The sequence below is a fragment of the Hymenobacter terrenus genome, from assembly GCF_000972495.1.
GTDB lineage: Bacteria > Bacteroidota > Bacteroidia > Cytophagales > Hymenobacteraceae > Hymenobacter > Hymenobacter terrenus.
In genome coordinates this window covers 1-2,609 of record NZ_LATM01000086.1, presented here as the reverse complement: position 1 = coordinate 2,609, position 2,609 = coordinate 1, and the positions used below count along the sequence as shown (strand labels likewise).

The window sequence follows — 2,609 nt, the reverse complement described above, 5'->3', positions numbered from 1 at the left end:
CACCACCAGCGCCGCCGGGTGCACGGCCAGCACCCGCTGCTCGGCGGCGAGCTTGCTGCGGCCGTACACATTGAGCGGGTTGGGCGGCGAGGACTCGGTGTAGGGTCCTGCCTGCTGCCCGTCAAACACTAAATCCGACGAAAACGTGAGGAAGGGCAACTCCCGTTGGGCGCAGGCGGTAGCCAATACCGACGGGCCAGTGGCATTCTCACTAAAGCACTGACCAGCGTCGTTTTCGGCCTCATCGACGCGCACGTAGCCGGCGGCATTCACCACCGCCCAAGGGCGAACCGCATCCAGGACTCTCTCCACAGAAGTGGGGCTGATAACGTCCAGCTCGTCGCGGCCCAGAGCCACGGTTACCAGGCCTCGGGTGTGGCAGATGCGGCTCATGGCACGCCCGAGCGTGCCATGAGCGCCCGCCATGAGCAGGGAACGAATGGCCCGCTCGGGAATGTGTTCGGGTACGAAATCAGGCCGCATATTCAAGGTCTTCTTCGTCCTGATGGGTTGCGTAGGCAGCTTCGGCTTGTGATTTTACAGCCTTGAGCACGCTTGGCTGCGCGGGTGCGGTGCTCGGCTGGAACTGAACCCGACCGGGACGCTGCCACCACCCCAGGCTTTGCAGCACCGGATGCTCGAAAGGCTGCCCGTGGGCGAGCTGCCGCACCAGCTTGGCCAGCAGCGTGGGCCGAAGCTGACCGCTGCGTACGTCGAACACGCCGGTTTCGTAGCTGTCGGCCGGGCGAGTAAGCAGGCTATCCCAATCGTAGGCACCAAATAGTGACCAGACGGTGACAGCGCGTACGTCGGCGCCCTGCTGACGGGCTGCTTCGGACGCTTCCCACACGTAGTGCAACCAACGCACCTGCTCCTCACGGGTGCAGTTGAGGTGGGCCTCGGTGATAGCCAGGGGTAGTTCGTAGCGCTGCCAGGCTTGCAGCAGCAGGCTCGTGACGCCGGCTAGCTGCACACTGCCCACGCGCACGGCTTCCACGTCGGCGTAGCGCTGGCGGTGGTTGCTGGCGGCGTGGCAGGGCCAGTAATTGTCAATGGCCTCGTCGAGAAACCGCTCGCTGGTGAGGTAGTGGTTGAGGCCCATTACATCGGGGGGGCAAGGGTCGTCAATCCAAGTTTGTAGTTCAGCTTCGCTGGCACCGTGCTGACACAGGTAGTTCCAGAACGGGTGCGCGGGCGTGACCTTGCCACACAGAATATCGAAGCTGAGCCAGCGGCGCTGATTCTCAAAATCGGCCTGGTAGCGCATGGCCGAGGTGCTATGGATTTGGGCCAGGTCCTCGGTTTGCACCAGCTGGGCGTGGGGAATGATTTCCCGGATGGCTTTCATCGATAGCCTCGTGGCCTCGAGCTGGTTGAGCAGGGCCCGCACGAAGTTGTGGTCATCGGCGGTGTGCGGGTACCAGTGGCCATAGAGGGCGCTGAAGCGGGCGGTGGTCAACGGCTCATTCACCGGCGTGAAGTGGGTAAGCCAGGGGTAGCGGCGGGCTACGTTGGCCGCGTGCTGGGCCAGGCCGGACGCGAAGTTGTCTTGGTGCAAAGCCGTGTAGCGCGGGCCGCTGCCGTGATGCACTAAGCCGATAATGGGGTTGATGCCGAGTTCGCGCAGACGGGGCAGGCGCTCATCGGGCCAGGCCCAGTCACAGGTGTCAGGATTATCGGGGGCGGTGTGCTCCCAGAGCAAGGGATAGCGCAACGTTTTCAGGCCGAGGTCGGCCAATGCGTCGAGGTCATCGAAGCGGTGCCAGTGGCCGTTGCGGGTGAGTTGGTCCGAATACGTGTCACCCACGCGGCAGTGGCTGCATTCGATGCCGCCCCAGATATCAAGTCGGTTCATAGCAAAGGAGGTCGGTGGAACAATGGCCCAAACTTAGCATTCACTAGTGTTCAGCTTAGCTTGAACTTTAGGCAAACTACCCCCTCAATACGAGCGCAGGGAGGCTTTTGGCTGAGAAATCACCCAAATAGCAGCAATAAGGAATGGGCCGACAGAGCTTGCTGAAGCAATTCTTGTGAGCCAGTAATTCCTAATAACCGGAACTACTCTCGCAAGGAAAATACTTCGCCAAGCTCCGTCGGCCCATCCTTTATCAGCTAATTAATCAACTGCTACAATAGTTAATCGTGTTGACTTTGAACCTGCTGAACAGCTATATAACGGCCACTCGCGGCACCTCATCGCTTGCACCGTTGACCATCGGCTGCTATTGCTCTTCAGCCGATGCAGCTCAGTCGTTCAATAACAAGACGCCAAGGGCAGCGGCTCTACAGTACCTACTACTTATTCCTCTATTGCCTGGGCGACATTAATGCCCATTTCAAGCAGGCAGCGCTCCAGAGAATCATCAATAGTGGGCTGTATCATACCTTTTTCGCTGGTCAGCACGCTCTGTGGGGGCCGGGGCGCCGCCAAACCGAGTTCGGCTATGGGGCGCGGCACCACGAACTCGTCCGACAGCCCGGCTTTGCGGGCAACGGCGCGGGCCAACTCGGCCCAGGTGCAGCTGTCACGGCAGGCCAAGTGCCAGATGCCGGCGGCTTCGTCGAGGAGCAGGTCCAGCGACGCATTCACCAAATCGGGCACGTAGGTG

The 2,609-nt window shown here is 60.9% G+C and carries 3 protein-coding genes; all 3 read right to left on the bottom strand.

Features of this window, described 5'->3' with window-relative positions; genetic code table 11:
• Positions 1-483: SDR family oxidoreductase (locus WX88_RS26500; RefSeq protein ID WP_046247451.1), on the bottom strand; the 483-nt coding region annotated here is incomplete at its 3' end.
• Entirely contained in the window at positions 473-1,855 is a 1,383-nt protein-coding gene (locus WX88_RS26495) for a family 1 glycosylhydrolase (protein ID WP_072053126.1), read from the bottom strand. The genes WX88_RS26500 and WX88_RS26495, both read right to left, overlap by 11 nt.
• Positions 1,856-2,299: 444 nt before the next feature.
• Positions 2,300-2,609 (bottom strand): sugar nucleotide-binding protein (locus WX88_RS26490; protein ID WP_046247450.1); only part of this gene is annotated, 310 nt, incomplete at its 5' end.

Coding starts and splice junctions, on each gene's coding strand:
- WX88_RS26495 (WP_072053126.1), bottom strand. CDS start 1,855: ATGAACCGACTTGATATCTGGGGCGGCATCGAATGCAGCCACTGCCGC.